General features: G+C 69.5%; 25 protein-coding genes and 2 pseudogenes (1 of these 27 only partly in view). 15 read left to right on the top strand and 12 right to left on the bottom strand.

Annotated features, from left to right (window positions below):
- The first annotated feature begins 361 nt into the window (after positions 1–361).
- From NAEX_RS09050 to NAEX_RS54425, 4 genes and pseudogenes are all read left to right on the top strand, one after another.
- Entirely contained in the window at positions 362–1,744 is a 1,383-nt protein-coding gene (locus tag NAEX_RS09050) for a transposase (RefSeq protein ID WP_096325674.1), read from the top strand.
- Positions 1,745–2,143: 399 nt separating this feature from the next.
- Complete coding sequence (locus tag NAEX_RS09045; RefSeq protein WP_143825521.1) at positions 2,144–2,590, top strand: helix-turn-helix domain-containing protein; 447 nt, start codon at positions 2,144–2,146, stop codon at positions 2,588–2,590.
- Positions 2,500–3,105, top strand: coding sequence for an IS630 family transposase (locus NAEX_RS09040; protein WP_245913942.1), 606 nt, complete (start codon positions 2,500–2,502; stop codon positions 3,103–3,105). Before NAEX_RS09045 ends, NAEX_RS09040 begins: the two co-directional genes overlap by 91 nt.
- Positions 3,102–3,341 (top strand): annotated as a pseudogene (locus NAEX_RS54425) (transposase); the annotation flags it as partial. The gene NAEX_RS09040 and the pseudogene NAEX_RS54425, both read left to right, overlap by 4 nt.
- Positions 3,342–3,414: 73 nt before the next feature.
- Here NAEX_RS54425 and NAEX_RS09030 read toward each other — a convergent pair.
- Positions 3,415–4,326: a lamin tail domain-containing protein gene (locus NAEX_RS09030; RefSeq protein WP_096327105.1), complete on the bottom strand. Its 912-nt coding sequence runs from the start codon at positions 4,324–4,326 to the stop codon at positions 3,415–3,417.
- A 1,933-nt stretch (positions 4,327–6,259) separates the two neighbouring features.
- Here NAEX_RS09030 and NAEX_RS49885 point away from each other — a divergent pair.
- A complete protein-coding gene (locus NAEX_RS49885; RefSeq protein WP_096327103.1) occupies positions 6,260–7,522 on the top strand; it encodes a hypothetical protein in 1,263 nt (420 codons plus the stop codon).
- 246 nt (positions 7,523–7,768) lie between these two features.
- Here NAEX_RS49885 and NAEX_RS09015 read toward each other — a convergent pair whose 3' ends face one another.
- The 6 genes from NAEX_RS09015 to NAEX_RS09000 form a co-directional block, all read right to left on the bottom strand.
- The gene (locus tag NAEX_RS09015) at positions 7,769–8,029 is read right to left on the bottom strand and encodes a hypothetical protein (protein ID WP_096327102.1); all 261 of its coding nucleotides are present in this window, start codon (positions 8,027–8,029) and stop codon (positions 7,769–7,771) included.
- 400 nt (positions 8,030–8,429) lie between these two features.
- Positions 8,430–8,573 carry a huwentoxin-IV family protein gene (locus NAEX_RS49880; protein WP_170135579.1) on the bottom strand — a complete coding sequence of 48 codons (144 nt, stop codon included), beginning with the start codon at positions 8,571–8,573 and terminating at the stop codon, positions 8,430–8,432.
- Between the two features lie 608 nt (positions 8,574–9,181).
- Positions 9,182–9,802: a hypothetical protein gene (locus NAEX_RS09005; RefSeq protein WP_096327100.1), complete on the bottom strand. Its 621-nt coding sequence runs from the start codon at positions 9,800–9,802 to the stop codon at positions 9,182–9,184.
- A gap of 27 nt (positions 9,803–9,829) precedes the next feature.
- The gene (locus NAEX_RS53735; protein ID WP_256254135.1) at positions 9,830–9,952 is read right to left on the bottom strand and encodes a hypothetical protein; all 123 of its coding nucleotides are present in this window, start codon (positions 9,950–9,952) and stop codon (positions 9,830–9,832) included.
- 496 nt (positions 9,953–10,448) lie between these two features.
- Positions 10,449–10,613: a hypothetical protein gene (locus NAEX_RS49875; RefSeq protein ID WP_170135578.1), complete on the bottom strand. Its 165-nt coding sequence runs from the start codon at positions 10,611–10,613 to the stop codon at positions 10,449–10,451.
- A gap of 75 nt (positions 10,614–10,688) precedes the next feature.
- Positions 10,689–12,551 carry an NHL repeat-containing protein gene (locus NAEX_RS09000; protein WP_143141572.1) on the bottom strand — a complete coding sequence of 621 codons (1,863 nt, stop codon included), beginning with the start codon at positions 12,549–12,551 and terminating at the stop codon, positions 10,689–10,691.
- Positions 12,552–12,937: 386 nt separating this feature from the next.
- On the opposite strand from NAEX_RS09000, the gene NAEX_RS08995 reads away from it, so the two are divergent.
- A complete protein-coding gene (locus NAEX_RS08995; protein ID WP_096327098.1) occupies positions 12,938–13,201 on the top strand; it encodes a hypothetical protein in 264 nt (87 codons plus the stop codon).
- Between the two features lie 807 nt (positions 13,202–14,008).
- Here the strand turns inward: NAEX_RS08995 and NAEX_RS08990 are convergent.
- Positions 14,009–15,025, bottom strand: coding sequence for a heme-binding protein (locus tag NAEX_RS08990; protein WP_096327097.1), 1,017 nt, complete (start codon positions 15,023–15,025; stop codon positions 14,009–14,011).
- A gap of 249 nt (positions 15,026–15,274) precedes the next feature.
- On the opposite strand from NAEX_RS08990, the gene NAEX_RS53730 reads away from it, so the two are divergent.
- The 5 genes and pseudogenes from NAEX_RS53730 to istB all read left to right on the top strand — a co-directional run bounded on the left by NAEX_RS53730 (position 15,275) and on the right by istB (position 18,060).
- Positions 15,275–15,400, top strand: a complete 126-nt coding sequence (locus NAEX_RS53730; RefSeq protein ID WP_275937634.1) for a hypothetical protein — start codon at positions 15,275–15,277, stop codon at positions 15,398–15,400.
- Between the two features lie 102 nt (positions 15,401–15,502).
- Entirely contained in the window at positions 15,503–15,814 is a 312-nt protein-coding gene (locus NAEX_RS08985; RefSeq protein WP_143825545.1) for a hypothetical protein, read from the top strand.
- Positions 15,811–16,515: pseudogene (gene istA, locus NAEX_RS08980) on the top strand (IS21 family transposase); the annotation flags it as partial. The gene NAEX_RS08985 and the pseudogene istA, both read left to right, overlap by 4 nt.
- A gap of 218 nt (positions 16,516–16,733) precedes the next feature.
- Positions 16,734–17,318 carry a Mu transposase domain-containing protein gene (locus NAEX_RS54420; protein WP_420814115.1) on the top strand — a complete coding sequence of 195 codons (585 nt, stop codon included), beginning with the start codon at positions 16,734–16,736 and terminating at the stop codon, positions 17,316–17,318.
- Positions 17,299–18,060: an IS21-like element helper ATPase IstB gene (gene istB, locus NAEX_RS08975; protein ID WP_096327095.1), complete on the top strand. Its 762-nt coding sequence runs from the start codon at positions 17,299–17,301 to the stop codon at positions 18,058–18,060. Before NAEX_RS54420 ends, istB begins: the two co-directional genes overlap by 20 nt.
- Positions 18,061–18,978: 918 nt before the next feature.
- Here the strand turns inward: istB and NAEX_RS54885 are convergent.
- The gene (locus tag NAEX_RS54885; RefSeq protein WP_476703773.1) at positions 18,979–19,170 is read right to left on the bottom strand and encodes a CPCC family cysteine-rich protein; all 192 of its coding nucleotides are present in this window, start codon (positions 19,168–19,170) and stop codon (positions 18,979–18,981) included.
- Positions 19,171–19,437: 267 nt separating this feature from the next.
- Between NAEX_RS54885 and NAEX_RS49870 the strand changes: the two genes are divergently transcribed.
- The 3 genes from NAEX_RS49870 (at position 19,438) to NAEX_RS08960 (ending at position 21,399) form a co-directional block, all read left to right on the top strand.
- Positions 19,438–19,971, top strand: a complete 534-nt coding sequence (locus tag NAEX_RS49870) for a hypothetical protein (protein ID WP_170135577.1) — start codon at positions 19,438–19,440, stop codon at positions 19,969–19,971.
- A 189-nt stretch (positions 19,972–20,160) separates the two neighbouring features.
- Complete coding sequence (locus tag NAEX_RS08965) at positions 20,161–20,727, top strand: hypothetical protein (RefSeq protein WP_096327094.1); 567 nt, start codon at positions 20,161–20,163, stop codon at positions 20,725–20,727.
- 309 nt (positions 20,728–21,036) lie between these two features.
- The gene (locus NAEX_RS08960; RefSeq protein WP_170135576.1) at positions 21,037–21,399 is read left to right on the top strand and encodes a DUF309 domain-containing protein; all 363 of its coding nucleotides are present in this window, start codon (positions 21,037–21,039) and stop codon (positions 21,397–21,399) included.
- 237 nt (positions 21,400–21,636) lie between these two features.
- On the opposite strand, the gene NAEX_RS08955 is transcribed toward NAEX_RS08960, so the two are convergent.
- The 3 genes from NAEX_RS08955 to NAEX_RS08945 are packed head-to-tail and all read right to left on the bottom strand — an operon-like array spanning position 21,637 to position 23,055.
- Positions 21,637–22,068, bottom strand: a complete 432-nt coding sequence (locus tag NAEX_RS08955; protein ID WP_096327092.1) for a carboxymuconolactone decarboxylase family protein — start codon at positions 22,066–22,068, stop codon at positions 21,637–21,639.
- Positions 22,065–22,682, bottom strand: a complete 618-nt coding sequence (locus NAEX_RS08950) for an FMN-dependent NADH-azoreductase (RefSeq protein ID WP_096327091.1) — start codon at positions 22,680–22,682, stop codon at positions 22,065–22,067. The genes NAEX_RS08955 and NAEX_RS08950 overlap by 4 nt, the downstream gene beginning before the upstream one ends.
- A 1-nt stretch (position 22,683) precedes the next feature.
- Positions 22,684–23,055, bottom strand: coding sequence for a GNAT family N-acetyltransferase (locus tag NAEX_RS08945; protein WP_096333561.1), 372 nt, complete (start codon positions 23,053–23,055; stop codon positions 22,684–22,686).
- A gap of 139 nt (positions 23,056–23,194) precedes the next feature.
- Here NAEX_RS08945 and pdxR point away from each other — a divergent pair, with 139 nt between their 5' ends.
- Positions 23,195–24,560: the 5' portion of a MocR-like pyridoxine biosynthesis transcription factor PdxR gene (gene pdxR, locus NAEX_RS08940; protein WP_096327090.1), read on the top strand. 53 nt of this gene lie beyond the right edge of the window; the window shows 1,366 of its 1,419 coding nt (coding positions 1–1,366); the start codon lies at positions 23,195–23,197; its stop codon lies off the right edge, out of view.

The raw sequence follows: 24,560 nt of genomic DNA, 5'->3' as shown, positions 1-24,560 counted from the left end.
GGCGCGCCGCGCTGCGCGCCGGGGCTCGTCTGTCCTTATGCGCAGGTCACCCCAAACACGCAGCCGGCTTTGTAATCCATCTAACAGCTCGATCTCGCGCCAGCAGTGGGGCGTAACGAGCGCACCTCCCGGCTCACGTCGACGGCGTCCAACACCCTTCCACCAAGCCCCCTGACAGGCGCTTGGCGGGCCCCCACCCATCCGTGGTGAGAAATCCGGACTAGGCCATGTCCGAAATCTCGAAAAACGCCTAGCAGCCCGTGGTGAAAGTCGCGGCAACCACGCCGCGAGGAACCTCGCGAGCAGCGGAGCGGCGCGCGGTATCGCGCTCTGCGATGAAAGCTGATAAAGTGGCTTTGCCATGGCCATGGGGCACGACAACGGGGAGCAGCCGACGCTGTTCATCACGTATGACAAGTTGCAGGGGCTCGGGCACCCGTTCTACGAGGCGCTCGACAAGCTGCTCCGGAAGCACGGCTTCGACCGTTTCGCGGAGAAGCAGTGCGAGCCGTTCTACGCCGAGGTGATGGGACGACCGGGCCTCGCGCCGGGGGTGTACTTCCGCTGCTTGCTGATCGGCTACTTCGAGGGGATCGGCAGCGAGCGGGGCATCGCCTGGCGGGTCGCCGACTCGCTGAGTCTGCGGCGGTTTTTGGGGCTCGGCCTGGAGAAGCAGCCGCCGGATCACTCGACGATCTCGCGGACGCGGCGTCGGCTGAGCACCGACGTGCACGAGCGGGTGTTCACGCGGGTGCTGGAGCTGGTCGCCGAGCATGGCCTGTTGCGCGGCAAGACGCTCGGGATCGACGCAACGACACTTGAGGCGAACGCGGCGCTGCGATCGATCGTGCGCCGCGACGACGGACGCGCGTACAAGGAGTACTTGACCGACCTGGCGAAGGCCGAGGGGATCGAGGAACCGACGCGCGAGGACCTGGCGCGGCTGGACCGCAAGCGGCCGAAGAAGGGCTCGAACGACGAGTGGGTACACCCGCACGATCCCGAGGCGCAGATCATGAAGATGAAGGACGGCAGCACCCACCTCGCGCACAAGCACGAGCAGGCGGTCGACCTCGAGACCGGCGCCATCGTCGGCGTGACGGTGCACGGCGGCGCTGCGGGCGACACGAAGACCATCGAGAAGACGCTGGAGGTCGCCGACGCCAATCTCGCGGAGGTGCGCCAAGAGGGCTCGGAGAAGGCCAGGGAGCAGATCGCCGAGCGCGTCGAGGAGGTCGTCGCCGACAAGGGCTACCACAGCAACGACGTGCTCACGAGCCTCGAGGAGGTCGACGTACGCAGCTACATCCCGGAGCCCGCGCGTGGTCGCCGGCGGTGGAAGGACAAGCAGGCCGAGCGTGAGGCGGTGCACCGGAACCGCCGCCGCGTGAAGCGAGGCAAGAGCAAGGAACTGCAGAAGAAGCGCAGCGAGCTGGTCGAACGGCCCTTCGCGCACATGCTCGACTCCGGCGGAATGCGCAGGGTCCACGTCCGCGGTCACGACAATATCCTCAAGCGGCTGGTCATCCACGCCGCCGGATTCAACCTGAGCTTGATCATGCGAAAGGTCCACGGAATCGGGAAACCGAGGGCCCTCCAGGGCCTTCGGGCCGCGCTTTCTGCCGTGCTCGTGGCTGTCCTCACGCTTCTGCGGTGGCTCGGAGCGCTTCTTGACCGCCATTCGCGGCACTCCCTACCGGGAGCTCGACTTCCAGAGCACGTCGCTCACTCGAGATACGCATGAGCGATTTCGTCTCACCGACTTCTACCTCGGGCTGCTAGTACAGCCGGTCCGAAGTTCTTCCGGTGTTCGTCGTCGGTTTGCTCGCAGAAGGCCGCGCGCTGACCCTCGCGCCGCACCTCGAACACATCAGGTTCGGAGTTCCGTCGCTCCACTTCACGACATGAAGCACGCCTATTATGCACGTGGCGCACCCAACATCAGTCGGCCCTTCGATAGAGTATGTTCCTGGTTTCGGCTCCGGTTCGTCCACATCTTCATGTTGGTGCAGATCGCAGGATCTGCACAGACTCTGGCCTGACAGCATGTCCGTCACGTCTTGATCCTCTGCGACTGGATCAAGGCTCTGCAGGATACGGCTGAGCCAGCTTGCGCGAAAGCGCTCATGTGCTCTTGCAGAGCATGCCCACGCCGATCTCTGTCGACCTTCGGATCCGCATTGTTGAGGCCCGCGTACAGGACGGGCAGACCTACGAGCAACTCGCCGAGCGCTTCCACGTGGGACGGGCGACCGTCGATCGAGTGCTGCGCCTCCAGCGAGAGACCGGTTCGGTCGAGCCCAAGCCGCACGGGGGCGGAGTGGAGCGGCGGATCACGGCCCGGGAGCAAGATTTGATCGTGGAGCTGGTGCGGGCGCGGCCTGACGCGACGCTCGCCGAGTTGTGCTTCGCGCTGCAAGTACGGGCCGGGGTCCAGGTCAGTCGTTCCACCATGTGCCGCGAGCTTCAGGAGCTCGGCTTCACGAGGAAAAAAAATCGCTGGTTCCCCGAGAGCAGTGCACGGCCGCAGTCGTGGCGATGCGCGACGCCTTCGTCGCGCAGATGCAGTCCTGCGACCCCGAGCGCCTGATCTTCCTGGACGAGTCCGGCTCGCACATCTCGATGACCCGCGCTCGAGCGTGGGCACCGCGAGGAAAGCGTGCCCATGGCGTCGTGCCACGGAATCGCGGCCGTGTGACGACGATGCTCGGCGCGCTGTCGATCGACGGCATCGAGGCGATGATGACCGTCGAGGGCGGCACGACGGCCAAGGTCTTCCTCGAGTTCATCGACAAGCATCTGGCGCCGAAGCTCCGTCCGGGCGACATCGTGGTGATGGACAACCTCGGTGCCCATCACGCGACAGGCGTCCGTGAGCGCATCGAGGCGCGCGGCGCGACGGTCGTCTACCAGCCGCCGTACTCGCCCGACCTCAATCCCATCGAGCTCGCCTGGTCGAAGATCAAGACCGCCCTTCGCGGCCTCGGGGCCCGAACCGGCCCACTCCTCAAGGCCGCGATTTCCGCCGTTGCGGCTCTCGTCACCCCAACCGATGCGGCCGGTTGGTTCAAACACTGCGGCGTCAGCACGCCTCAAGGCGTATGAAACCTGCTGTGAGAACGCCTTCCGCCTGGAAGATGGGTCGCGGCGCCATCAACCACGCAAGGCGCGCCCCGCGGCGAACACAACTTCGTCTGTCGCGCGCGATCGGCCCGCGCCGTACCGAGCAAGACTTCGTGGACCACATCGCGCGCACGGTCGACAGCGATCCCGACGCGCGCTGGATCTTCGTCCTCGACAATCTCAACACCCACAACTCCGAGGCGCTGGTCCGATTCGTCGCCCGGCGCCTCGGAGCGTGCCGAGTAGCGCCAGCAAAGCCGCTACGCCCAGGAGCGAGCCGGCGCGAGCGCCTCACCGGCACGGAGGATTGGGGGCGCCAGGCGTGCCGGTGTTCATCGGGGGAGCGTACTCCTCGAGGGCGCGGCACCAGGATTCGGGGTCGTCGTTGGCGGTCGCGTCCTCGTGGCCCGGGTCGAGCTGCAAGCCGTCGCCGGTGCCGTACGGCCAGAGACCCGCGAAGTACTCGACGATGTCGACGGGGAGCTCGGCACAGGCGAGGGTGATGATGCCATTGGTGTCGTTGAGCGCGATGGCGTCGCCGTACGCATGGTCGACGGTGATGCCGCCGTTGACGGCGGCGTCGGTGGTCTTGCCCATGAGCACCAGGGCGCCGGGCGCGATCACGAGGGGGCCGCCGGCGTCGATCGGGAACGCGGCGCCGACCTCGACGTCGGAGAGGGTGCAACCATTCAGGTCGACGTGTCGATCGCTGACGTTCTTGAACTCGATCCATTCGCCGTTGTTGTCCCCCAACTCGCGCACGTCGATCATCATCTCGACGAGGATGACCTCGCCGGCGGCGGGGTGCGCCGGATCGACGCACGCGCCCTCGACGCAGTTCTGGGGCGCCGTGCACGGGTTGGGCTCGCAAGGGTCGGTGGGCTCGGTGGTGGCGTCGCCGGTGGTGGTCCCGGTGGTCGGCGCCTCGGTGGTGGCATCGCCCGTGAGCGTCTGGCTGGTGGCGGACCCGGTGGTCGGCGCCTCGGTGGTGGCATCGCCCGTGAGCGTCTGGCTGGTGGCGGACCCGGTGGTCGGCGCCTCGGTGGCGTTCGGCGCGACGTCCGTCGTGCTGCCGGTCGGTCCGTCGCTGTCGCTGGCACCCGTGGTCGGGGCGGATGGATCGCCGGTGCCGCCGCCGTTGCACGCCGGGAGGAGCGCGAGGGTGAGGAGCGTGTGCGAAGCGCGCTTCGTGGTGGTCTTCATGGGCGGCGAAAATATTGATGCGGACCCATGCGGGCAATCAGCCGCCGCCCCATGCGCACAATCGCTACCCGCGCAGCACGTCCGTCAGGCCGATGATAGCGAGGGCGACGATGCCCGCAAGGTATCGTTCGACAAACTGCGTCATGATGCCGGGCCGCGGGCGAGGCGCGCTGATACGGCGCATTGTCGTTAGCGCGAGGATTCACCGCGACTTCGCAGCGTAGGCCGCGGCGTGGGCGTGGATCGTGGCCGACAGCGTGTCGAAGTCGACCTTGAGGCCGTGGGCGGAGACTCGTAGGTCTGCCTGTCTTGCGCACGTGCTTCGACGATACGGATCCGGATGTCGGTGGAAAGTGCTGCGGGCATGCCCTTCCATGGGCACCGGACTTCGGGGCGCGCAACCGCGCGCACAGCTTGGATCCAGTCACTTGAGCGGCGCGCAAGGCGTCGCTCCTCCGTCACGAGCAGTTCCCGGGCACGGGCACCAGCTGCAGCGTAGCCGCGCACGACGCGATAGCCGCAGTGCGGGCCTCACTGCGTGGCGGGCGCAGCGGCGGGCGGGGGCTTGCCGTCAACGGTGCCGCGTTCGGCCCTGTCGCCGGTCCGCGCTGGGACGCGGCCGACGACGGCCGCGAGCGCGGCGAGCTGGGCGCCGCCTGCCGCTCGCGCGCCTCGTCGGCCGCCGCGAGGGCCTTCTCGACTTCGGGCAGGGCTTCCACTTGCCGCTGCTCGGCGAGCTCCGCGGGTGATGAGATCTTGACGTTCCGGGAATGCGGGGTGCGAACGCGGACCGACCCGCTTCGCCTGCGCGAGCTCGACGCTTCACCACGTATGAATTTCCGATCGCACGGCAGCAGGACCAGTAGCGAGCAGCGCCACGGCGATGTGGACGCGCAGGGCGAGCGGCCAGATGGGCTCCTGATGCTGCTGCCTGAACCGGACCGCCACCATCTGCCTGACTTCTTCGTCGGACCAAGGGCCGAGTCGCCGGGCGGGCGCCAGCATCCGGAGCTGATCCCAGTGGGATTCTGTTAGCGGCAAGTGGCCGAGAAGGACCGCGAGTCGTGAATCGACGTCGCTCACCGCCAGCGCGAGCGTGACGGAGGTGCAGCGGCGTAGCTCGTCGGCCCCGGGCCGACCGAGGGCGAGACATCCCCGACGAGCGGCACCGCCGGACCCACCACCGGTGACCTGGCCGCCTGCGCCGGCGCCCTCACTCAATTGATGCGGGCGCGGGTTGAGCTCACAGCGGCCGTTGCGGCACGAGACGCTCGACCGCTTCGCTGACGAAAGTCTCATGCGCATCATACGAGGAGACGGCTTCGCGGTATCGCCCACGGCCCCGGCGGTCGATGAGCCCTGGGCGTCAGCCGTCGCGTGCTCCTGCGCGAGGTCGGCGTTGCTCTTGCCCGTGAATTCTCGAGCGTCCGGCGCGGCCGACGGTCGCCGCCAGACCGACGATATGAATAGCAGCCGGCGAGGCGGTCGCAGCGGCGGAAATCAGGCCCGTTCGGGCGGTTCTCCGCGCGCCCCGCCGGGTTCGCGGGCCTCTGGCAATTCCCTGAAATTCGCGGCTGCCACGGCGCGGAGAGGGGGTTCTCGCCGCGCGTGTCGGCGGCATCGTTTGCGCTTCGCCACACCGTAGCTTTGCCTACCCGGGACTACCAACCAATAGTTCCACGGAAGCGCTCAGGCGGAACTGTCTCGCCGGCGGCTTTCGCGTCAGAAAAGGCAGGGCGACATGGGCCAGGGCTTCGGCGAGGGCGGCATGCTCTCGCCGTCGCCATGAGACGAGAGGATAAACGTGCGAGGTTGTCGTTCGACGCTGTCTGACGACGCTCGCCTCGATGTCGCTCCCCCGACCCGGCGGCGCTCCTGCCGCTGACGTCGACGGAGTGTGTGCGTATCGATCCAAGCAAGTTCGAGGTGTCTCATGTCATTCACGATTCCATTCTCATCCTCCGCGAGTTCCCTCGCGGGTCGCCTCACCCGCCGCGCCGCGCTGCTGCTCGGCATGCTCGCCCCGGCGCTGTCCAGCTGTGACGAGCCGATCGACGAGGCCGACGAGGCCGACGAGGTCGCCGTCGACGAAGACGAGCTCACGCTCAGCGAGGAGCTGGAGGAGGAGCTGCTGTCCCGCAGGGGTTGGACGAAAGCCGACGACCCGCGCCTCCTCAGCAGGGACTTCAACTACGAGCTCGACGATCTGCCGCGCTCGGGCTGGGCGGACCGCGTGCCGTGGCCGGGGCACTACTGGCCGGCCTACAACGACAGCATCAACTACCGCTGGGCGGGCTCGAACGTCCGCTCACCGGCCGAGAAGTACGGGGCGGCGTTCGGCCGCGCCGGGGTCGCCGCGGTCATTTCCAACCGATTCGGCGTCGGCAGCGTCGCCGGCAGATCGTGCCGGTACGACTCCGACTGCGGCAATGTGGAAAGGGTCCAGTGCGGCCGCCGGCGCGGCGAGTCGCGCGGCCGGTGCATCGAGAGGTGGCTGGGCATCTGCCACGCGTGGGCGCCCGCGGCCATCATGGAGCGCGAGCCCAAGAGGGGCATCACCTACAACGGGGTCCGCTTCGAGATCTCCGACCTCAAGGCGCTCATCAGCCTGGCCTACACCGAGGGTCTGTCGGTCCGCCTCATGTCGCTGCGCTGCAACACGGTCGGCGGCGCCAACAGCCAGGCGTGCCGCGACACCAACCCCGGCAGCTTCCACGTCGCGCTCGCCAACCTGCTCGGGGTCCGCGGCGATTCGTTCCTGTTCGATCGGACCTACGACCGTGAAGTGTGGACCCACCCGGTGGTCGGCTACAGGGTCACGCACGACCAGCAGGTCTCGGCCGCGACCGCGAACGCCATGCTCAGAGTCGGCGGCTCGAGTTACCGCTTCAACGGCCACGCGGCCGAGCTGAGGCGCCTCCGCACCGAGGTCTATTGGATCAACGAGGCAAGCCCCAGGTACAGTCAGCAGCTCGTCGACAACGTGGCGAGCTTCACGATCACCGAGGTCTACGACTACATCCTCGAGCTCGACGCCTACGGCCGCATCATCGGCGGCGAGTGGGTCGGCGGGTCGAAGCGCCGCCACCCCGACTTCGTGTGGCGGCCGATGACGAAGAGAAACACCACGGTGGCCGGCGTGGTCCGCTACAGCGAGGTGGAGCACCTCATGCAGTTGGCCGGCGGCGGGCGCTGAGCCCGGCGTGCGAGGCTGCTTCGGCGCCGCGAGGACGGCGGGCGAGGCGGCCGGCGTGGCCGGCGGCACCAGCCTCGAGGCGCTCGTGGGCAGAGCGCCCCTTCCACCTCGTGACCTGGGCGATCAGCGGCGGTAGCCGCTCGCCTATCTGGGTTACGTCGGCGCTGCGTGATCGACGAGCGAGACATTCCGGAAGACGTTGGCACCTCCGTAAGAGACGTCTCTGCGCGAGCGCCGGGGGGCGTATCACGCGGCACAGGTCCATGGTTTCGGGCCACGCGGTCGATCGACCGGCGGTCCGCGACCGCTCGATGAGCAGTCGATCCAGAGGCGCGGCAAATGTGCGTGTAGACGCGCCTGCGCCTCCAGCGTCACGAGCGGCGCGAACAGAAGCAGCAAGCGCAGGTGTGTGAGGTTCTCGAGCTGGCGATAGCCCTCGTCGGTGAACGTCTCAACGTCTTTGAGCGTTAGCCGCCAAAGCTTGCCGAGCGTGCCGATGTGCGTCATCGCGGCGTCGGTGAGCCTCCCGCATGGCGATGGACCGGTCGCTGCGGAAGACCTGCAACGTCACTCGCGCGCGGCGGTCGACTGCCGAGGGGCTCGTCATCCCTCTGCCCGAGGACGGCCTGCTGGAGCGCGCCGTCAGCGGCGCCGACGTTGCCCGGGCGTCGAGCAGCTTGGCGACCGAGCGGTCGAGCAGGCGTCGCTACCGGAGTACGTGCCGCTCCCTGCGCCTCGTGAGGATGCTGGCGGCCCGCCCGAAATGATCAGCGAGGCGGCCGGGACGCCCCACCTGCTCGCCATCGATGCCCAGCGCGTCTACTGGTTCGACGTCGGCGTGCCAGACATCCCGTCGGCCCCGTGGGGAGCGGCTCCGTTGCCGCACTGCAGTCCGAAAACATAGCTGCTACCCCGGCAGCGGCGCACACAGCTGCCCGCCCAACCCGTCGGGCGAACAGACGTTCGGTGGGCAGCAGTCGCCGTCCTGCGTGCAGCCGTCGCCGTAGCCGACGCACGCGTCGCCGCACTTGCCGTCTTCCGCATAGGGCACGCAGAAGCCGTCGCAGCAGTCGGGTCGGTGCAGTCCTCGCCGGCCGGGAGGCACTCGCCGCCCATGTCGGCGGCCATTAGGCAGCGCTTGGGGAACTGGCCGAACATGTCGGGAGGCTTGGGCTCGTCGCACACGCCCGTGCAGCACTGGCAGTCGGTCTCGCACAGCTCGCCGCTCGGCAGGCACACAAAGTCGGGCTCGCCACAAGTGGCCGGGCCCTGCTTGGTGCAGCGGAGGACGCCGTCGCCGTCGGGGCCGCGGACGCCCGAGCAGCAGTCGCAGCGCAGGGCTCGCCGGCGGGGCGGCAGAAGGGCGGCTTCCTGCACCCGAGCTCGGCGTCGCACAGCGACGAGCAACAGGCGTCGTCGCTCTCGCAATCCTCGCCGATCGCCAGGCAGGCCGGGCCGTAGCCCTCGCACGTCCCGTCGTTGCAGGTGCCGGAGCAGCGGGGGCACCGCCACCCTGGCTCCTCGGTCGCTGGTGGGCCGCCTATTTCGTGTTGGGCCCGGACCTCCTGCTCGCCGTCCTTCGTGGCGGCGCCGCGCCGCATCCTGGGCCCGAACTGCGCCGCCGAGCTGCCGCGCGCGTGGAACTTCGCCTGACGGCCGTCAGCAGGCGTAGCACTCGGCCTTTCCGCGCCCGGCCTTGAACGGCTTCAGCAGCTCGGTCACCGCCAGCAACGCGTACTTGCCCTTCGTCTTGCCCGCGCCCTCGCTGCGGATCACCGCCTGAAACTCCTTGGGATACGCCCTCACGTCGTCCTTCTCGACCGCCCTGGCCAGCTTCCCGGCCATCGGCGAGTCGGGCGCGAAGTCGCAGAGCACCACCGCCACCTGGCGCATGCACGCGTACTTGTCGCGCTTCGGCGCCAGCACCGCCCCGCCGCCGGGCAGCGCCTCAAGCTCGAGCTCAAGCAGCGACGTGCCCGGGTGCGGCCCCTTCTTCGCCTCCGCCTGCAGGGCCGCCAGCAGCCAGGTCTCCGACTCGTAGATGCCTTTGAGCGCCTTGGGGACGATCGCCGGCCCCGCCTTGACTCGCTCGCGCAGGGCCGCAAGCCGCTCGGCCCAGCTCGTCCCGCCGACCTTGAACCCGGGCACCAGCTGCTTCAGCAGCGTGTTGCCGTAGGTCTTCTCGACCCGCGGGATGATGGCGCGCCAGTTGCGTTCGAGCTGGGCTCCGAGGTCGGAGGTGTTGAGGACGAAGCGATAGCGCAGGACGGGGGTAGCCATGCTAGCGAGCGTACTACGATCCGCGCCTCACCCCGCCACCAGCGCGGCGATCTTCTCCCGCTCCGACGCGTCGGGCAGGCGACCGGAGCCGGCGCGCACGTTGTCGGCCATGGGCCTCGCCGAGCTCGTCGCCGGCAGCGGACAGTGCACCAGCTTCGGCCAGATCTTCCTGAAGTTCCTCCTCGGGCACCCCACACGGCGGCGACCAGTAGCTCGAGGTCGATGCCCTCGCAGCGGCACGCCTCGACCACTACCGGGTCGCCTCGGGGCCGCACCCCATACAGCTCCAGGCGCGCGCGTTGACGCGGTCGCTCGGCGAGGCGCTGGAGCGCCGGCGGGACCGCCTGCAGGCGAGCTCGCTCGCCCGCGACTGGTGCCGCACCTGGATGCGCGTGCACGGGCCGCTCTCCTCGGGGGTTGACCATCGTCCATTACGTCGGCCAGGAGTCGCTGGGTAGGATGTTGTCATTGGGCGCTCGGAGAGGCTCAGGGCGGCGGTACGGCCGACGCCAGGAAGCCGACGACGAAGCCGTGGCCCAAGGGCTGACCCGCGGACCCCGAGAAGGGAAACGCGTGCTCACCAACGGTCAGCGGCGCGATGTCCCGCTCTCCGCGCACACCGGGGCGGAGCTGGGTCCCGGAGCCATCAGCGAACGAGCGCGAACAGGGCCACAGCGTCCAGGTCGTGGCGGGCGATCGACGACATCCGCGCGACCGACAGCGCGCGGGTAGTGCCGGAGATTGTGGGCCAGCTCGGCGCGCCCGCCAGTATGGCCGCCACCGTCGCCGCCACCAGCGTCGGTCGGGCCACGAAGAGGCCAATGTTCGGCAGCTCGTTAGCGTCGTCGCTATCGTGGGTCGCGGTCGAGCGTCGCGCGCGGCGGCCTCACGGGCCGAAGACGACGACGAAGCCGTCGGCCTCGCCCTGGCTGGTGACGACGCCGGCGCCGAGGTCGATCTCGCCGTAGAAGTCGCCGGTGACCGCGACGGAGCCGGTCGCGGACCCGGCGATGCCGGCGCCCGTCTGCGTGCTGCCGCCCGTGAGGCCCTTGCTCCACCCGTGCTGGCCCTTCGGCGTGAATTTGCCGACGAACACGTCGTACGCGTTGTCGTCGGAGCCCAGCAGGTCGCCGCCGAGATCGCAGCCGTATTGAAAAGTCCCGGTGACGAGGACATTGTCGAGACCATCGGTGGCCACACGCCGCGGGACCGAGCCCTCCTCGCACAGCGGTCGGCTCCACAGGTGGGCGCCGTCTCCGTCGAATTGGGCGAGAACGCCGAGGAGCAGGGGGCCCTCCAGCGCGCCGCCGCCGAAGTCGATGACGCCGTTGGTGCTGCCGGCGACCGTGACGCGGCCCTTGCTGTCGACGGCGAGGCCGCCGTACGGGCCCTGGACGCCGACCTCGCCGAAGCGCTCGCCCCACAGGGCGTCGCCCGCGGGGTCGAGCTTGAAGAGGAATATATCCTGGTCCGAGACGCAGACCAGCGGACCGCTGCCGGGATCGAGGGTGCCGTTGAAGAAGCCGGTCGCGTAGGTGTTGCCAGCCGAGTCGGCGGCGATGCCGAGGCCCTGCTGACCGGAGGCATCGCCGAAGCCGCGGCTCCACACGTGTCCGCCGGTGCCGGTGAGCCGGGCGACGAACACGTCGGAGAGCCCGGCGGACGTCAGCGTGGCGCCGCCGAAGTCGATGCCGGTGTTGAACTCTCCGGTGAGCAGGAGGTCGCCGTTCGGGGCGACGGCCAGGTCCATCACCAAGGCGCTCTGCTGGGAGTGGAACGGCTTGCTCCACACGTGCACGCCGTCGTCGTTGAACTTGACGGCGAAGAGGTCGTAGTTCGGGGTCAGGTTCTGCACCGTTTTGCCGCCGCCGAAGTCGATCAGGCCGCGGAAGTGTCCGGCCACGACGATCCCTCCCTCCGGCGTGAGCGCCATGCCGTAGGGCGGTCCCCCCTCGTAGTCCAGGTCGCCGAAGTGCTTCGCCCACAGGAGCTCGCCCGCGGGCGACCACTTGGCCAGGTACGCGCTCTTGCCGGGGTTGTCGAGCGGGCCGTCGCCGAAGTCGATCGGGCCGTCGCCCCACGCGAGGACCACGACGTTGCCGGCGGCGTCGATGGCGACGCGCTCGCCCTCGTCGTACCCGGTGTCACCGAACGTCACCGCCCATTGCTGCGCGCCGTCGCCGAGGCACGGATCGGCGCCGTCGCAGTCCTCGTCGCCGTTCTCGTCGCAGGTCTCGAGCGCGGGGACGACCTCGCCCTCGCACGGCCCCCAAATGCCTTCGGGGCCGCACTGTTGCTCGCCGGCCTTGCACTTTCCGACGCCCGCGGTGCCCTTCGTGCCGCTGTAACAGACCTGCGATTCGCCCGGCATGCACTCGCCGGGCATGGCTGTGTCGGTGGTCGAGGCGTCGGTGGTCGTCGAATCCGTGGTCGAGGCGTCGGTAGTCGTCGAGTCGGTGGTCGTCGAGTCGGTGGTCGAGGAATCGGTGGTCGCCGTCGAATCGGTCGACACACCCTCGGTGGTCGTGCCTTGCGTCGTCGTGGGGTTGTCCGTCGTCAGGTCGCCGTTCGTCGTGCTGCCCTCGGTCTCGGTGCCGGTCGTCGTCGGAGCCTGCGTCATGCCCCCGACTGTGCTGTCGGTCTGGGTCGAGTCGACCGTCGCGGTGTCGGTGTCACCCGTCGAGGCGCCGGGCTCCCCCGGACAGGCGGCGAGCAGCGCAGGGAACAGTGCATAACGAAGCTGTGGCATGGGCCCATGTATCCCATAGATCCGTCACTCGCAATGCGAGTCGACTCGAGGTTCCGAGCCGGCAGGAACAACCCTCAGCCCGCCACTCGCGCAGTCGCTGGTGCATGCGCTCGCGCGCGGTCTCACGCCGGCGTGCGCCTGCGCCCGTGCGGCGCTATGCGTCGTCGTCTCCGGGCCCGGTCCGAAAAGTCCCACGATGAGACCATGTGCGCCAGCCGCGCCGGTGCTGAGCAGCCGAGCAACCGGTGGACGCAGCGCGTCACCCGAGGCGCCCAGTTCGCAAGCGCTCAACCGCCCATGGTTAGCCGTCCGCGGCGGACGTCCCGCTCGCTTTCGTCGCCCAAGTCAAGATTGATCGACGAACTACCAAACGGTAGGTCGGCGTCGTGGACGCCAAGCGATACGAGAAGGCCATCGTTGAGATGTTCTTCAGAGAGTACCGACCTCCCCTTTTTTGGGTCGAACCCTCGACAGCGGCCGATCACCACGTGCTCGGGCGGCACTCCGAGGTGAAACGTCAAGTTGATGTGGCCGTCTGTCGTGGTGACGATGAACGCCCCTTCCTTATGGTCGACGCAAAGCGCCGGGCCGCGAAGCTTGAGGTCAACGACATCCTCAAGCGTTACGACGTGCAGCTCGATGGACGCTAATGAACCGCGGCTGCGCTTCCGGGCTGTATCCGAGTAGTCCGAACTGGTCATTTGCCAGGTCCGCGCAGTCCTGCGGCGCGGCGGGGGAGGGGACCGCGCTCGCGGGCGGCGCAGCGGGAGCCGTCGGCGCCGGCGCGGGGGCCCGGCGCGGACGGCGAGGGCGAACTGCTCGAAGCGAGCGCTCGCATGCGAGCCTCCCGGGTTTTCAAGAGCCCCTTCTCCAAAACTTCTCCAAGACTGCGGTCGATCTGAGTCGATTGGCGAGACAGAAGTGGACTTTAGAGAAGAGCGAAAACGCGAGTAAACGCGGTGGGTTAGGCCGATCCGCCAAGGAAGTCGCGCGGTTTTGCTTTCGGCCCTGGGTTTCCCGTCGGTTTACGTCGCGTTTACAGGTGTCTCCCTTCGGAAGGGGCAGCTACCCGAGCTTTGGCGAGCTTTGGCGAGGATGTGCACTTCCGCGCCAGAGAACTTCTCCAGTATTTCTCCGAACGCAGCCGCGTCGTGGTCGAAATGAAGTCGGCCAACCTCGAGCTGTGCAACGAGGGCTTGGGCGAGGAGGCGGTCCGGCGAGGAACTGCGGGGGAGCACAAAGCTTCGTCTCGTCCTCGAGGTCCTTCTCACGCTTCGTCTCGATGGGTGTGGCGATCTGGTCGGTGGCACGGGAGAGAACACTGCCGAGGCGTTCGCGGATGTGCTGAACTTGATGCTTGCGACATCATAGAACGGATGAGCCACGCTTCCGCAAGGTGTCGCCCGCGGGCCCGTGCCCGCGGGCGAATTCTCGAGGCAAGACGGCGCCCGTGATCGTCAGCGCACCTTCGTGAGCGTCGCCACCGAGACGTGCGGCCAGCTCAGGCCATCGAAGTTCAGGAGGACTCGCTGCGTGTACTGGAGCTGGTGCGTCACGGTGTCGCCGGTCTGGACCGTCTCGATCCAGAAGATCGCGTCGATCTCGACCGCGTTGGCGTTCGGCCCGAGGAAGGCGATGTTGGACGTGCCGCCGCCCGAACTCGGCGGCGGGGTCCGGTTCGCGCTCGAGATCTGCAGGACCGTGGTCGACGTGATGCGCTGCTCCCGAATGACGGTCTGCAGCACGGAATTGGGGTTGTTCACCATCTCCTGCGTGATGCCCCGGATGTCGTCGGGCTTGCTGCGGAAGTCGGTCGGGATCGAGAGGTTCTGCTCCGGGAAATCGGTGATGGGCTTTGAAGGCTGGCCTATGGGGAAGGGGAAGATGTCGTTGTCGGCGATCTCGGGCGGCCCGGCGACGACGCTCCCGGCGCCCTGCACGACGATCGTGGTGCCGTGCGGGATCGAGGCGAGCCTGGCGACCGTCGCCGGATCTTGCGGGTCCGTCGTCGCCGGGACGTTCAGCCAGATCCCCGGCTCGACGTGCAGGCCCGCCGGTTGACCGTTCGGTCCCTTCACGTTGGCGTCGGAGATCTGCTGCAGGTACGTCAGGCCGAAGAGGGTGATGTCGGGCTGGCCGAAGAGCCCGCGATTCGGGATCTGGCCGAGGCTGTCGCCGAACTCGAGCGTCTCGATCGTGCTGTTGAGCTCAAGGAAGCGATCCTGCTTTTTGGTGGGGTCGGGGAACGGGCGCCAGATCTGGTTGAAGCCCTTCCCCTGCCAGGTGTTAGCGCCGGCCAGGATCCGCGTGAATTCGCCGACGAGACATGCCGCCGGTGTCGCAGCGGCTCGGCGGATCCTGCCTGATGTGTAAGCCAGCCAACCAATCGGGCTGAGGGTGAACCCGGCCAGCTGGCCCTTGAGTTGAAATCGTGGACGGGAACGGCGCTGCGGGTAGAGAGGTGCTGCCGTCAAGAAAAGGGTGAGCGCTGCGGTGTGTGGCAGCCCGCAGCGCTCGGTGTCGAAGATGACCCTAAGGTCAGGCGATGATCGACGGGTGAAGGTACCGCGGCGATCTCAGGAAGGCAAGTGGATGTCGACGGCGGAGTGGCGACGCCATCGACGACGAGGGGGGATTCCGAGCATTTCTGTGCGGGCGGTGCCGACAGCTCGTCGTGCTGTGCCGCCGGTGTGATCGAGGTGACCTTTACTGTGGGCTAGCCTGTGCTCGAGCGCAGCGGCGAGAGTCGCTGCGCCTTGCGGGTCGTCGATACCAACAAACCCCCGCTGGAGCCCATCGGCACGCGGCGCGCCAGCGACGATACCGCGAAGCGGTTCGGCAGAAAGTGACGCATCAGGGTCTTCCCGCAAGCGAGGGCGTCGGCAGGCTCCGGAGTGACGCGGCCGAGACCACCACGGAGGTGGTCGGCGCGCGCAGGAGCGAGGAACCACATGCTGGAACGACCATGGCGTTCGGAACTTGTCCTGAAGGACAGCCGGGCGATGCTGACCGTGAGATCGCGGTCGCGGCGACTGCTCGAAGCGGACCTGCCGTACCTGGGCGAGGAGAGGCTGGCGCTGCGGCACATCCTGGAGGGCCTGGCCTTGTGGCAAGGCCCGCCGCTCATGCTTGCGTGCGATGTGGACGCGGGTCTGACGGATGGATCCGGCAGCGCCCGCGCCGTCCCCGGGCTCCTCGTGCCCCCAAGCCCCCTGGTGCGGGCGTCGATCGGCGTCCGCGTGACGGACCGAGGTGAGCCATGAAGCGCATGACCCCCGAGATCGAGGCGGAGATCGTGCGTCTCCATTCTGCGGAGCACTGGCCGATCGGGACCATTGCTCGTCAGCTCACGATTCATCACAGCGTCGTCCGTCGCGTGCTCGGCCGCAAGGAGCTCATGGGCCCGACGCTGAGCGAGCGGCCGTCGATCGTCGATCCGTACCTCCCCTTCATCCGCGAGACGCTCGCCGCGTACCCGACGCTGTCCTCGAGCCGGCTGCTCGCCATGCTCAAGGAACGCGGCTATCCCGGCCAGAAGTCGCGCCTGCGCGAGGTCGTGGCGCGGCTGCGGGCCCGTCCGAAGGGCGAGGCATTCCTGCGACTCCGGACCTTGCCCGGCGAACAGGCGCAGGTCGACTGGGCTGACTTCGGGACGCTGAAGATCGGCCGCGCCGAGCGCCCGCTGATGGCATTCGTGGTCGTCCTGAGCTGGTCGCGTCGACTGGTCGCGCGCTTCTACCTCGGGTCGCAGATGCCGGTCTTCCTCGCCGGCCACGTCTACGTCCTCGAGCGTCTCGGCGGGGCGCCGCGGGAACTGCTCTACGACAACCTCAAGAGCGCCGTGGTCGAGCGGCGGGGTGACGCCATTCGCTTCAACCCCACGCTGCTGAATCTCGCCACCCACTATCGCTTCGCCCCGAGGGCCTGCGGACCGCGGCGAGGCAACGAGAAGGGTCGCGTCGAGCGAGCGATCCGCTACCTTCGTGAGGCCTTCTTCGCGGCCCGACCTTCGACGGACTGGACGACCTCAACGCCCAGCTCGAGGCCTTCTGCGACGGCCCCGCGATGGATCGGCGCTGGCCCGAGGATCAGACCCGCACCGTCCGCGAGGCCTTCGCCGAGGAGCAGCCGCGGCTACTGCCGCTGCCGGACGCGTCCTTCCCGTGCGAGACGCACGTGCCCGTGCACGTCGGCAAGACACCCTACGTCCGCTTCGACCTCAACGACTACTCGGTCCCGCACCGCCACGTCGAGAGCGAGCTCATCGCCGTCACCGGCATCGACCGGATCCGCATCGTCGACGGCGTGAACGTCGTCGCCGATCACCCGCGGAGCTATGACCGCGGCGCGCGGGTCGAGGATCCGCGCCACGAGAGCGCGTTCCTCGAGCACAAGGCCGCCGCCAAGCAGCACCGCGGCACCGATCGCCTCGTCGTCGCCGCGCCCAGCACCCGGACGTTTCTGATCCGCGTCGCGGAGCGGGGCCACAACCTGGGCACCGCCGTCGCCCAGCTCCTGCGCCTGCTCGACGAGTACGGCGCCTGTCCTCTGGAGCAGGCGATCGCCGAGTGCGTCCAGCGCGACGTGGTCGACATCCCCGCCGTCCGCCAGCTGCTGCAACAGGATCGGCACGCGATCCCGCGACTGCCCGGCGCCCAGCCGCAAGATCCGCGGCTCCGCGACATCGTCGTGCGACCGCACGCGCTGGCCGACTACGACCTCCTCACCGGCACCGACCAGGAGAACGATGACGACGAATCACGATGATCCCCTCCGCCGTCGCGCCGCCGCGCTCGGGCTGCACGGCGTGCTGACGCACTGGCACACCCACGCGCGCGAACCGTGGCTGCAGCGCCTCATCGAGATCGAGGAGGTCGAGCGCAAGCGCCGGAACTACGAGCGGCGCCTCCGCGACGCGCAGCTCTCCGCGATCAAGCCGCTCGCCGAATTCGACTGGAAGCACCCGAAGAAGATCGACCAGGGCCACATCCAGGAGCTCTTCCAGCTCCACTTCCTCCGCGACGCGACCAACGTCGTCTTCATCGGCCCCAACGGCGTCGGCAAGACCATGCTCGCGCAGAACCTCGCGCTGCACGCCCTCGGCCTCGGACACACGGCTCGCTTCGTCTCGGCCTCGGCGATGCTCACGGACCTGGCCTCGCAGGACGGCGCCCTCGCGCTCAAGCGCCGACTCCATCGATTCGCCAAACCCGAGCTCCTGGTCGTCGACGAAGTCGGCTACCTCAGCTACTCCGATCGCTCCGCCGACCTGCTCTTCGAGGTGCTCAATCAGCGATATGGCCGGGTCTCCACTGTCGTGACCACCAATCGGCCATTTAGCGAATGGAGCGCGATCTTCCCCAATGCCACCTGCGTCGGCACGCTGGTCGATCGCCTCTGTCACCACGCCGAGATCGTCGAGATCGCCGGCGACTCCTACCGCCTCAAGGAGGCCAAGGACCGCCGCTCACGCCGCTCGCAGCGCGCCAACGCCGTCGCCGCGGAGTAACCAGCACCCCCTCGCTCAGGCCGGCGCCCCGCGGGACGCCGGCCTCGGCGCGCGCGCTGACCGGCGAAAATAGGCGCGGCGAAACGCGGCGGCGAGATGCATCGGCGAAGTACGTCGGCAAACTCTGTCGGCGGAACGCGTCGGCGAAGTCTGTCGGCGAAACATGTCGGCGAATTCGCGCGGATCGTGCCCGGCGATAACACCAGGTGCCGGGCAACAGCGAGAGCAAGCCCAATGGGTCCGGCATCGCGGCCTGGGCCGCATGATGGATGGGCGGGATGGGTAGCAGCGACACTTCGGTCTTGATGGCCATGTCGATTCTCCTGAATACGGCGGTCGGCCGGCTTGCGAATGGGCGGAGAGCCCATCGCACCAGGAAACCAATGCCGCTCCACAATGTCAAGCCGCCGGCTGTTTGGAGCTTCAAACGCTCCTGCGCGATCGATCGCTGATATATCCGCGCGGCCCGTTATCGCGCTCGCGTGGATAGGCTGCCGGGGCGACGTGTCGCTGGCCGACGCTGACGGCGACGGTGCCCATGCGTGGACCGGCGTGCTCACGGGCCTCGACCTCGCGGCGACAGCTTCCGCTTCGCGCTCGCGGCGATGCGGCCCACGAGCGTGCCCCGTCTACGGAACCTTGGAGCTGACGAGGAGCACCATGATCTTCGGGTCTACCGCGTCCGAACGGCAGACATCGCTCGCGCATCGCCGCGGCCCGGTACGCGCCTCCCCGAATACCGCATGGCCACCGCCCGGGGACCATGTTTACGCTGGCGGCTCCTTTACCGTCGAGCGCACTGCGGCCGTAGCGCTCGACCTCGCTTGTCTCTGCAGAGTGTCGCCGATCGCCGTCGCGCTGCGGCGGTTTGGAGATCGGTAGCGGACGGCGAGCCCCGCTATTACTGCGTCTCCCCCTTCAGGACCTGGCCCTGCGCGCGATCTCGCTTCTCTGGTCGGCGGGCAGCACGGGAGCGCGGTACGCTTTGTCGCAGGCGCCGAAACGCGCGAAATTCACCCGAGCCTCGGGGAGGAGCAGGTGATTGGGTCCGGAGGGCTTGCGCGGAGAAGGCGAGTTTCGCGCGTACTGGCAAGTCGCGAGCGCTCGCATGGGGGCGTGGTCTTCCGCGGACGAAGCGCTCGGGGTGGGCGGCGTGGAGGGGGGCTGTCCTGACGGACAGGATGGCCTCGGTGCGGCCGTAACGGCCCCCAGGTGCGCGCGTTCTCGCGCTTGCGAATTCACATGATTTTTGGGACAGGTTGACGTCGCCTCCGCCTGCGAGCCCCGACGATCACGAGCAGGGCGAGGACCCCGTGCGTCCGGTCCGCGAGGCCGCAACCCGCACAGCCGGCCTTGTCGCCGCTGCCTCCGCCGCCCGTGTTGCTGCCCGCGCCGCCGCCCGTGGAGCTGCTCGTGCCGCTGCCCGTGGTCCCCGGCTGGCCACCGGTCGTCGGGGTCGCCTCGGTACTGCCGTTGCTCGTGCCAGGCGACGTGCTGCTGGTGCTGCCGCTGCTCGTGCCACTGTTCGTGCCGCTCGTGCTCTCCGTGCTCGTGCTCGTGCTCGTGCTGCTGGTGCTGCCGCTGCTCGTGCCGCTGCTGGTGCTGCCGCTGCTCGTGCCGCTGCTGGTGCTGCCGCTGCTCGTGCCGCTGCTGGTGCTGCCGCTGCTCGTGCCGCTGCTGGTGCTGCTGCCGGTCTCGCTCCCACCGGACGTCGTCTCACCGGCCGGGAGGCACAGGTCGATGGCCTGGCAGGTCTCGCCGTCGCCCCGGCAGGTATCCTCAGGCGAGCATGCGCCACCGTGGACGTGTTGTGGCTCTGGAAAACAATCGAGGACGCGAATGCACGCCTTCGTCGCCTGGCAGATCGTGCCGTCGGGACACTCGTCGTCGTTCGTGCAGACCAGGGCGTAGCACTCCGCACCGCAATGGCCGGTGCCCCCCTCGCTGCCGGGCGGGCAGTCGTCCGGCGGCCGGCGGATGACATCGGCGCGCGCGGGGCCGGGGAGCAGCGCGAATGCGGCCGCGAGGGGCCAGACGAGGCGCACAGGGCGACACAATTTCACGGTTTCCTCGACGCCACGGTATCATCCGCCGATCGTGATGAACAGCCGTCACCTCGCCGCGCTGCTGCTCGTGGCCGGCCTCGCGTGCGAGCCTCCGGCGCGGCCCTGTCCGGCGGGTACCGTCGCCCACGCCGAGCGCGCACGCTCGCTGGTCGCGGCGGTCCGCGGATCGCGCGTCGGACCCGCGATCGCCGGCGCGAGCCCGACGATCTGCTTCGGCGGCCACGCGCGCGGCGCGGTGCTCCCCGACGGCGTCGTCGTGCTGGCGGACTCGCTCGACGACCCCGCCGCCGCCGCCCGACTGGCGCACCAGTGGATGCACGTCGCCGACGGGCTGCACCACTTCCCCGCCTCCGACGTGCCGTGCGATCGCCAGCTCGCGGCGGCGCTGGCCGCCGAGGCGCGGGCGATCGTTGCCGAGATCGAGGTGTGCGACGAGCTCGCGTGCGACGCGGCGCCCTTCTCGTTCGCCGCCGAGGTGCGGGTCGCCGCGCCTGCCGAGCGCGCGGGCCTCGTCCTCGCGCGCTTGCAGGCCGAACCCGAGGCCGACGGCCTCGCCGTGCTGGTCCGTGACTATCGCACGCGCTGCCCCGACGAGGGATGAACATTCGAACATGTCTACAACGACATGGTCCTTCAAACACCTTACGTCGAGCGCTCCGTCGACCGCAGCAGCCCCTGGCACGTGGCCCGCGTGTGGCGCTGGTCGGCCGGAGGAGCGCGGCGGTCCTGGCGACGACTTCCTGGAGGCGGTGGCCGGCGGGGCGGAGCTCGACGGCCGTCCCGGTGCGGACACCATTCACACCCACGGCGGCCACCCTATCATCACCCCGGGCGAGGGCGCGGACAGCCAGCGCGCGGCAGTGCGACGAACGGATGACCCCGCTTTCGATCGATGGATGGAGCGGGGCCGATGACCGTGCCGCCGACGAGCCTCGACACGCCGCTCGCGCGCGGCGTCGCGCTGTTCAACGCAGGCGCCCATTTCGCCGCCCACGAGGCCTGGGAAGACCGCTGGCGCGCCGCCACCGACCCGGAGGAGCGCCGCCTGCTGCAGGGCCTCATCCAGGTCGCCGCGGCCCATCACAAGCTGCGCGTGCAGGGCAAGCCCGAGAGCGCCGCGCGGCTGCTCGCGCGCGGCCTGGCCAAGCTCGACGCGTGTGCGACGGACGCCGGCGGCCTCGCGCTCGCCGAGTTTCGTGACGCGACGCGGGCGTGGTTCGCCGCCGAGTCTCCACAGCGCCTCCCGGGGCCCCTGCTGTCGTTTCGGCAGTGACCCCCCTGCCATCGACGAATCATCCCACCGCGCCGACCGCTTGCTCTCCACCGTCAATGATGCTGTCTGGGCAGGCAGTCCCAGGAGGGCCGCTTCGGGCACGACCGGCGTCGTCTCCCTTGGCGCAGGAAGGGGGTCCGAGGACGCGCTCGTCCTCGGTGAGCGCGTGTGGTACCGGCCCGCCAGCGCTCGTGCGGGAGCGGCTGCAGCGGGCCTCGAACCGCATCCGACGTGCCGTCAGTGACGCGCGGCGATCGCCACGCGGTTGAGCGCATTCATCAGCGCGATCGCCATCGTCAAGTCGGAGATCTCCCGCTCGCTGAAGTGCTCCGCGAGCGCGACGTAGCTCGCGTCGGGCGCGTGGGTGCGGGCGATATCCGTCACCGCCTCGACCCATTCGAGGGCGGCGCGCTCGCGCGGGGTGTAAGCAGCGCTCACCCGCCAGCCGGCCAGGGCGTCGATGCGCCTGGTCGTCTCGCCGCCGTCGCGCAGCGACTTCGAGTGCATCTCGAGACAATACGCGCAGCCGTGAATCTGCGACACGCGCAGGTACACGAGGTCGATGAGCGGCCGGCCGAGCGGACCGCGGAGAAGCGCGGCGTGGGCGGCGTGGAAGCCCTGAATCACCTCGGGCGAGAGGGTGGCGTAATCGTAGCGGGGCATCGTCATTCCTCCGGTAGTTGCAGATCCAGCCAGGCGCGCGCGCGTCGCTCCGCGGCGTGCACCGCCTCCGGACCGCGTACGAGGCTCTCGAGGATGTGAAATCGGACGTCGCGGATCCCCAACACCGACAGCACGTGCTGCAGGTAGGGCGTGACGAAGTCGGGCTGGCGCGGCCCATCGCCGGACACGACGCCGCCGGCGCTCACGACCACGTAGGTCGGTCGGTCCGCCAGCAGACCCTCCTTGCCGCGGGGCGTCAGCGCGAAGCTGCGGCGCGCCCGCACCACGTGGTCGATCCACGCCTTCAGCGTCGACGGCACCGTGAAGTTGTGCATCGGCGTCGCGATCACCAGGCGGTCGGTCGCCTCGAGCTCGGCGATCATCTCCTCCGAGCGCGTCAGCGCCTGGCGGTCCGCGGCGGCGTGGTGCGCCTCCGGCGTCTCCATCGCCGCGGCGTAGGCGGCGTCGATGTGCGGCGGCGGCTCGACGCCGACGCGCCGGATGATCAAATTCGCGTCGGGCGAACGCCGCAGCAGGCGCTCGACCACCATGCGGCCCACCCGCTCGCTGTGAGACGCCGCGCCGCGTGGGCTGGCGTAGATGGCGAGGATCGCGGACATCTCAGACCAGGCTCCGGCCGAAGTGCATACCGACCGCCAGCAGGCCCTGGCGGAAGTAGAAGCGCTGCGCCAGCGTGTTGGCCATCCCGGTGTCGAGCACCAGGCGGGCGCAGCCGAGCCGGCGTGCCTCCTCGACGACGGCGGAGAGCAGCCGCTCGCCGAGCTGCTCGCGGCGGACATCCTCTCGCACCACCAGGTCGTCGACGTACACGAAGCGGCCGTAGATCAGGTTCTCCTGCTCGCGGTAGCCGGCGAGCCCGAGCGGCTCTCCGCCGCGCCAGGCGGCCAGGAGGCGGTAGCCTTGCGCCTGCTGGCGACGGACCCGCGTGCAGAGCTCCTCGGCGTCCCGGAGGCCCGGCCGCAGGCCCGCCATCGTCGTGTAGCAGGCGCGGATCTCGTCGTCGTGCTCCGCGTGGCGCAGCGAAATCTCGTCGGTTGCGATCGTCACGCCGCGAATATGTGCGGACCATGTCCTGGCCAGAAGGTCCAAGATCTGCGAAAATCACTGGGACATGTCCGCCACGGCGTTTTCGCTGACGCTCGACCCCTCGGAGGACACACCCTATTACCGGCAGATCTACGCGCGCGTCCGCGACGCGGTCGCCGACGGCCGGCTGCGACCCGGCGATCGGGTGCCCTCGATCCGCGGCCTGGCGAGCGACCTGGGGCTCGCGCGGGGCACCGTCGAGGCCGCCTACGACTTGCTGATCGGCGAGGGCTATCTGCTGCCGCAGGGCCAGGCGGGCACCCGCGTGGCCGCGATCGGCCCGCACGCGGCCCGGCTCGGCCGTCCCGGTCCGGCCGGTCCGGCCGCCGCGCTGCCGGACCGGCGGTCGGTGCGTCCCTTCCAGCTCGGCCTGCCGGCGCTGGACGCGTTCCCGCACGCGCTGTGGGCGCGCCTGACGGGCAGGCGGCTGCGCGACGCGACCCGGCTCGACGACGGCTACCCGGCGCCCGCGGGCGACCCGCGCCTCCGCGAGGCCATCGCGGCCCACCTGGCGCTCTCACGCGGCCTCCGCTGCGCCCCGACGCAGGTGTTCGTCACGGCGGGCTACCGCCACACCCTCGATCTGGTGGCGCGCACCCTGCTGGGCCCGGACGACGAGGTGTGGGTCGAAGATCCCGGGTACCCGCCGACGCGCCTGCTCGTCGAGGCGCACGGCGCGCGGGGGGTGCCGGTGCCGGTCGATGCCGAGGGCCTGCGTGTCGCGGAGGGCCGCCGCCGCGCCGCGCGGGCCAGGCTCGCGGTCGTCACGCCGTCGCATCAAGCCCCGCTGGGGGTCGCGCTCGCCCTGCCGCGCCGCCTGGAGCTGCTCGCCTGGGCCGCCGGAACCGGGGCCCGGGTGCTCGAGGACGACTACGACGGCGAATACCGCTACGAGGGCCGGCCGCTGCCCGCCCTCGCCAGCCTCGACCGCGAGGGCGTGGTGTACTACGCCGGCACCTTCAGCAAGGTGCTGCTGCCCGCGCTGCGCCTCGCCTACGTCGTCGTCCCCGAGCGGGACGTGCCCCGCTTCGAGGCGACCTGCGCCGCCTTCCACGGCGGGTGCCCGCAGCTGGTCCAGGCGGTCGTCGCGGACTTCATGCGCGAGGGTCACTTTGCCCGCCACGTGAAGAAGATGCGCGGCCTCTACGCCCGGCGCCGGGCGGCGGTGGTCGAGGCCCTGCACGCGGTGTTCGGCGCGCGCCTCCGCGTCGCACTGCAGGCGGGCGGCATGCACCTGCTCGTGCGCCTGCCGGGCCGCGCCGACGACCGTGAGCTGGCCCGCGCCGCGGACCGAGCAGGCCTGGCGCTGCAGGCGCTCAGCGACTGGCAGCACGACCAGCCGGTCGAGCCGGGGCTGCTGCTCGGCTTCACCAACGTCGCCGGGGCGGCCG

The sequence above is a fragment of the Nannocystis exedens genome, from assembly GCF_002343915.1.
In the GTDB taxonomy this organism is placed as follows: Bacteria; Myxococcota_A; Polyangia; order Nannocystales; family Nannocystaceae; genus Nannocystis; species Nannocystis exedens.
The sequence above is the reverse complement of the archived record's forward strand: the minus strand, read 5'-3'. Positions and strand labels throughout refer to the sequence as shown.